This window comes from Ensifer aridi, assembly GCF_002078505.1.
In the GTDB taxonomy this organism is placed as follows: Bacteria; Pseudomonadota; Alphaproteobacteria; order Rhizobiales; family Rhizobiaceae; genus Sinorhizobium; species Sinorhizobium aridi.
This window is the reverse complement of sequence record NZ_LUAV01000002.1, coordinates 440,811-447,054: the sequence shown is the minus strand read 5'-3', so window position 1 is coordinate 447,054 and position 6,244 is coordinate 440,811. Positions and strand designations below refer to the sequence as shown.

Below are 6,244 nucleotides of genomic sequence, written 5' to 3'. Positions count from 1 at the left end.
AGGCGGAGGCGCCGATCACCAGTACGCCGCGATAGATGTTGCCGATATTCGAGCCGCTGACGAGCTGCACGAGCTCGCCGAGGGCGCCGGGATGGCCGACATATTTGACCCATTGCTCGCCAAGCCAGGAGCCGGCGACGGGGATCGTCGTCAGCCAGGCTGGGACTGGCGCGCCGTTCTCGTTGGTCGCGACCGCCCAGACGAGCCAGTCGCGCACCTCGTCCACGGCATAGACCGCAGCGAGCGAGATCGGCACGACGATGAAGGCGATCACCGAGACGAGGGCAATGGTTGCGGCAAGGGTGCGATTGCCGTTCACAGCCTGGAGCAGCCGGCGATAGACGGGCCAGCTCGCAAAGCCGATGACGACGGCCGCGAGCACCGGCACCACGAAACCGTGGAAGAAATATACGCCGGCGAGCAGCACCAGGACGAGCAGCCAGCGGGCGGCCGAGATCGGCACGACGAGGGCGGAGCGCGAGTGGGCCGCCTGCCCGAAGAGCCGCGGCTCCACGGGAGCGTTTTCTCGTTCACGATTGCCCAATTGCACCTGTAGCCCTCCGTCTCTTTCGACCTTACAACAAACCCGTGACCTTGCCAGCCCGTTTTGCGGCACTGACGCGCGCTTTCCGGCGCAATGATGGCGATCGCCTCCGAATGCGCGGTTTGCATCGGCAAACTCCAATAGCGAAAGCACATGACAGGGAGATATCGGTCGGCGAAAACTCAATCCCCGGGGCCTTCCAGTCATCGTGGTAGCGCCACACTTATTGACGTTTACGTCAAGGTTATATAATCCGGATTACGGCTTGAAGATGTACAGCAAAAGCAGCATCTTCGACGGAGAGAAAGATCGGGAGGGATTTTTCTTCGCCGTGAGCACGGCCGTTCGTTGGCGACCAGAGGGAGAGAGATCATGGCGGAAGCAAGCGCGCAGCAGGCGGGCTCCAATACGGGGAAAATCTGGCTCAACTCCTATCCGCCGGGCGTGCCTGCCGAGATAGGTCCGCTCGCCTACCGCTCGATCGGCGAGTTCTTCGATCATGCGGTCGCGCAATATTCCTGGCGCCCGGCCTTCACCTGCATGGGTAAGTCGCTGACCTTCTCCGACCTCAATGTTCAATCGGCCAGGATCGGTGCCTGGCTGCAATCGCTGGGGCTCGCCAGGGGCGATCGGGTTGCGGTGATGATGCCGAACATCCTGCAGAATCCGGTCATCGTCTACGGCATCCTCAGGGCCGGCTTCACCGTCGTCAACGTCAATCCGCTCTACACGCCACGCGAGCTCGAGCACCAGCTAGTCGATGCCGGCGCCAAGGCGATTTTCGTGCTCGAGAATTTCGCCCACACGGTCGAGCAGGTGCTCGCCCGCACGGCGGTGAAACACGTGGTGGTCGCCAGCATGGGCGACATGCTCGGCCCCAAGGGCGTGGTCGTCAATCTCATCGTGCGCCGTGTCAAGAAACTCGTCCCGGCCTGGTCGATACCGGGACATCTTCCCTTCAAAATGGTTCTTGCCAAGGGCGCGAAGCTCTCGCTGACGAAACGCAACGTCGCCCCCGGCGATATCGCCTTCCTGCAATATACGGGCGGGACGACCGGCATCTCCAAAGGGGCGACGCTGACCCACGCCAATCTTCTGTCCAACATGGCCCAGATGGAACTGTGGCTGAACACGGCCTTCCTGCGCAAGCCGCGCCCGGAAAACCTCACCTTTATGTGCGCGCTGCCGCTCTATCACATCTTCGCGCTGACGGTGAATTCGCTGATGGGTCTTGCGACCGGCGGCAACAACATCCTCATCCCAAATCCGCGAGACATTCCGGCTTTCGTCAAGGAACTCGGCAAGTACAGGACCAACATTTTCCCGGGGCTCAATACGCTGTTCAATGCCCTGATGAACAACGCGGAATTCCGCAAGCTGGACTTCTCGTCGCTGATTTTGACCTTCGGCGGCGGCATGGCGGTGCAGCGCCCGGTCGCCGAACGCTGGCTGGCATTGACCGGCTGCCCGATCCACGAGGGCTACGGCCTTTCAGAGACTTCTCCGGTCGCGACCGCCAACCGGCTCGACACGGGCGATTTTACCGGCACGATCGGCATGCCGCTCCCCTCCACCGAGGTCGAGATCCGCGACGAGGAGGGGCGAACGCTGCCGATCGGCGAGATCGGCGAAATCTGCATCCGTGGCCCGCAGGTCATGGCCGGCTATTGGCAGCGCCCGGAGGAAACGGCAAAGGCGATTTCTCCCGACGGCTTCTTCCGTACCGGCGACATCGGCTTCATGAATGCCGAGGGGCTGACGAAGATCGTCGACCGGAAGAAGGACATGATTCTCGTCTCCGGCTTCAATGTCTTCCCGAACGAGATCGAGGAGGTGGCGGCGACGCATCCGGGCGTCCTCGAATGCGCCGCGATCGGCATCGCCGATCCCCACTCCGGCGAGGCGGTCAAGCTCTTCGTCGTGCGCAAGGACCCGAACCTCACGGAAGAAGAGGTGAAGCGCCACTGCGCCGAAAACCTCACCAACTACAAGCGGCCGCGACACGTGGAATTCCGCACCGAACTGCCGAAATCCAACGTCGGCAAGATTCTGCGCAAGGATTTGCGCGAGTAACCGCGCAGCAAGGCCCGATCCTGGGCGGAGCAGAGTACACGACTTGGCTAGGGTACCGCCGCCCCGCTTTTTTTGCTGCAGCGCACAGGTGCCCTTGATTTGCCGCGGTTAAACCGACTAGCTATCGCAGCCAATTCCGATGCAAGGAGCCCTGCGATGAAAGCGCTTGTCGAAAACCTGAAAGCCACTGCACGCGAGACCAATGCGACCGATATCCGCGCCGCCTTCGCGGCCGATCCGAACCGCTTCTCCCGCTTCAGCCTGAGCCTCGGCGACCTGCTTTTCGACTATTCGAAATGCGCGGTGAACGACAGGATTCTCGATGGTCTCGAGGCGCTCGCCAAGGCGGCGAAGGTCGAGGAGAAGCGCGATGCGATGTTCCGCGGCGAAATCATCAACATCACCGAGGAGCGCGCCGTCCTGCATACGGCGCTCAGAAACAGGGCCAACCGGCCGATCCTCGTCGCCGGTGAGGATGTCATGCCCGACGTCAATGCCGTGCTCGAAGCGATGGGCGCCTTTGCCGAGAGCGTCCGCTCCGGGGCGCTGAAGGGCGCCACCGGCAAGAAGATCACCGACGTCGTCAATATCGGCATCGGCGGCTCCGACCTCGGCCCGGTCATGGCGACGCTGGCGCTTGCCCCCTTCCATGACGGCCCGCGGCTGCACTTCGTCTCCAATGTCGACGGCGCCCATATCGCCGAAACGCTGAAGCTTCTCGATCCGGAGACCTCGCTCTTCATCGTCGCCTCCAAGACCTTCACCACGATCGAGACGATGACCAATGCGGCGACGGCGCGTGCCTTCATCGCCGGTAAGCTCGGCGAGGCGGCGGTCGGCCACCACTTCGCGGCCGTCTCCACCGCGCTCGACAAGGTCGCCGCCTTCGGCATCGACGCCTCCCGGGTCTTCGGCTTCTGGGACTGGGTCGGCGGGCGCTATTCGATCTGGTCGGCAATCGGCCTGCCGCTGATGATCGCCATCGGCAGCGAGAATTTCGGCCGCTTCCTCGATGGCGGCCATGCCATCGATGAGCATTTCCGCTCCGCGCCCGTTCGTCAGAACATCCCGATGCTACTCGGCCTCATCGGCTTCTATCATCGAAACGTGCTCGGCTACCCCTCACGGGCGATCCTGCCCTATGACCAGCGCCTCGCGCGCTTCCCGGCCTATCTGCAGCAGCTCGACATGGAATCGAACGGCAAGGGCGTCACGCTCGACAGCACCCCGGTCGAATTCTCGACGGGACCTGTCGTCTGGGGCGAGCCGGGCACCAACGGCCAGCACGCCTTCTACCAGCTCATCCACCAGGGCACCGACGTCATCCCCGCCGAATTCATGATCGCGGCAAACGGCCACGAAAAGGAATTGCGCCACCAGCACCAACTGCTGATTGCGAACTGCCTGGCGCAGTCGGAAGCGCTGATGAAGGGCCGCACTCTGGCCGAAGCCAAGGCACAGCTTACCTCCAAGGGCATGGATGAGGCCAAGGCGGACAAAATCGCGCCGCATCGCGTCTTCACCGGCAACCGGCCGTCGCTGACCTTGGTCTACGACCAGCTCGACCCCTTCGCGCTCGGTCGACTGATCGCGCTTTACGAGCACCGCGTCTTCGTCGAGGGCGCGCTCTTCAACATCAACTCCTTCGACCAGTGGGGCGTCGAGCTCGGCAAGGAGCTCGCGACGGGGCTCCTGCCGGTCGTCGAAGGGAAGGAGAGTGCGGAGGGTCACGATTCCTCGACCGCCGGTCTCGTTGCCGCGCTCTTAAAGGCGGCACGCTGATAACAAAAAGGGCGCCAGCGATGCCGGCGCCCTTTCTGCCCCAGATCTGTCGGGATCAGAGCCCGATCTCGTATTTCCAAGGCGGATTGGCGCCGGCGCGCGACACGGTCACGGCGGCCGCCTTCGCGCCAAGGGCAAGCGCCTGCCGGACCGCTTCATCGCTCAAGCTGGCGACCTGTTCTTTGGTCAGCAGATTGTTGAGCTTCAGCGAGGCCAGGACGCCCGCATCGAAAGTGTCTCCGGCGCCGACCGTATCGACGACCGTGACACGCTCGCTCGCGACCTCGACCTTGTGGTTCCTTGTATAGCCGACGGCCCCGTCCGCGCCCCGGGTGATCAGCACCAGCTTCGGCCCGCGCTTCAGCCATTCGGCGGCGAGCGCGTCGTGGCTGCCCTCCATGCCGAACCAGGCGAGGTCCTCGTCCGAGAATTTGACGATGTCCGACATTGCCGCCATCCGGTTCATGCGGGCGAGATGCGCCTCGCGATCCTTGATGAAGCCCGGACGGATGTTCGGATCGAAGGAGATCACCCGCTTTTCGTGTTCCCGGGCCATCAGCGCCTCGTAGGTCGAGCCGCAGGGCTCGGGGATCAGGCTGATCGCGCCGAAGTGCAGCGCCTCGCAGAAATCTCCGAGCGCCGGCAGGTGTTCCGTGGTGATCATCCGGCCCGCCGTGTTCTCGTCGAAAAAGGCATAGCTCGCGTGCCCGTTTACGAGCTTGACGAAGGCGAGCGTCGTGTGCAGCGGCAGCGTGGCGCAGGGCCCGAAATCGACATTCGCGGCCTTTAGCGTCGCACGCAGTATGTCGCCGAACATGTCGTCCGAAAGGCCCGTGAAGAAGCCGGTCGGGATGCCGAGCCGCCCGAGTGCGATCGCGGTATTGAAGATCGCGCCGCCGGCATAGGGCGCAAAGGCGCTTTCGCCCGCCGCCGTCTCCCGCGGCAGCATGTCGATCAGGGCTTCTCCGCAGCAAACGATCATCGCATTCCTCCCTTGCAGACTATTCCATCGATCAATTCAGCGGCCACGGCTTCTAAGCCAAAGCGGATGCGGGCGGAAAACCGCACAGACTTTTCCGCATCCGCTCTACTGGGCGGCAAGTTCGCCGACGCCGCCGTTCTTGGCCGACCAGGCGAGCGGCGCATTGAGGAAGGCCTCGACCTCATTCAGCGTCTTTTCATCGAACAGCGCCTGCTCACGCGCGACGGCGAGCACGTTGCGCCAGGTGGCGATGTAGTGCAGGTCGACGCCCTTCGCCTTCATGTTCGCCCGCGCTTCGGGGAAGATGTCGTAATAGAAGAGCGCGATGCCGTGCTGGACGGTACCGCTGGCCGCGCGGATCGCGTCGATGAACTTGAACATCGAGCCGCCGGCTGTCGTCAAGTCCTCGATCACCAACACGCGCGCGCCCTCCGGCATGTTGCCTTCGATCTGGGCGTTGCGGCCGTGGCCCTTCGGCTGCTTGCGCACATAGATCATCGGCAGGCCGAGGCGCTCGGCGAGCATCGCCGCGAAGGGGATCCCGGCCGTCTCGCCGCCGGCGACGACGTCGAACTGCTCGAAACCCGCCTCGCGAAGAATCGTCGCGGCGGCGAAATCCATCACCGCCGAGCGGATGCGCGGATAGGAGATCAGCTTGCGGCAATCGATGTAGACCGGGCTCGCCATGCCGGAGGAGAGCTTATAGGGCTCGTCGGCGCGGAAATGCACGGCCTTGATTTCCCACAGCATCTTCGCGACCAGTTCGGCCATTACCGCCTTGTCGGTGAACGCGTTCGAAAACATGAATTCTCCTTCCTTAGCGTGACCCGAAAGTGGGAACCGGTTTTCGGGTCCGTCACGCG

5 protein-coding genes are annotated in these 6,244 nt (G+C 63.3%); 2 read left to right on the top strand and 3 right to left on the bottom strand.

Features of this window, described 5'->3' with window-relative positions; genetic code table 11:
* The coding region (locus AYK65_RS02455) for an AI-2E family transporter (protein ID WP_139793120.1) at positions 1–550 on the bottom strand (550 nt) is incomplete at its 3' end.
* A 366-nt stretch (positions 551–916) separates the two neighbouring features.
* On the opposite strand from AYK65_RS02455, the gene AYK65_RS02450 reads away from it, so the two are divergent.
* Both AYK65_RS02450 and pgi read left to right on the top strand, forming a co-directional pair.
* Positions 917–2,617, top strand: a complete 1,701-nt coding sequence (locus AYK65_RS02450) for a long-chain fatty acid--CoA ligase (RefSeq protein ID WP_046119943.1) — start codon at positions 917–919, stop codon at positions 2,615–2,617.
* A gap of 156 nt (positions 2,618–2,773) precedes the next feature.
* Entirely contained in the window at positions 2,774–4,399 is a 1,626-nt protein-coding gene (gene pgi, locus AYK65_RS02445; protein ID WP_046119944.1) for a glucose-6-phosphate isomerase, read from the top strand.
* A gap of 55 nt (positions 4,400–4,454) precedes the next feature.
* Here the strand turns inward: pgi and AYK65_RS02440 are convergent, their stop codons facing one another.
* Entirely contained in the window at positions 4,455–5,381 is a 927-nt protein-coding gene (locus AYK65_RS02440; protein WP_026613366.1) for a carbohydrate kinase family protein, read from the bottom strand.
* 105 nt (positions 5,382–5,486) lie between these two features.
* A complete protein-coding gene (locus tag AYK65_RS02435) occupies positions 5,487–6,185 on the bottom strand; it encodes an orotate phosphoribosyltransferase (protein ID WP_026613367.1) in 699 nt (232 codons plus the stop codon).
* Positions 6,186–6,244 lie beyond the last annotated feature (59 nt).

Excerpts from the sequence above, each read along its gene's own strand:
- AYK65_RS02440 (WP_026613366.1), bottom strand. The coding sequence starts at position 5,381 with ATGATCGTTTGCTGCGGAGAAGCCCTGATCGACATGCTGCCGCGGGAG.
- AYK65_RS02450 (WP_046119943.1), top strand. The coding sequence starts at position 917 with ATGGCGGAAGCAAGCGCGCAGCAGGCGGGCTCCAATACGGGGAAAATC.
- AYK65_RS02435 (WP_026613367.1), bottom strand. The coding sequence starts at position 6,185 with ATGTTTTCGAACGCGTTCACCGACAAGGCGGTAATGGCCGAACTGGTC.
- pgi (WP_046119944.1), top strand. The coding sequence starts at position 2,774 with ATGAAAGCGCTTGTCGAAAACCTGAAAGCCACTGCACGCGAGACCAAT.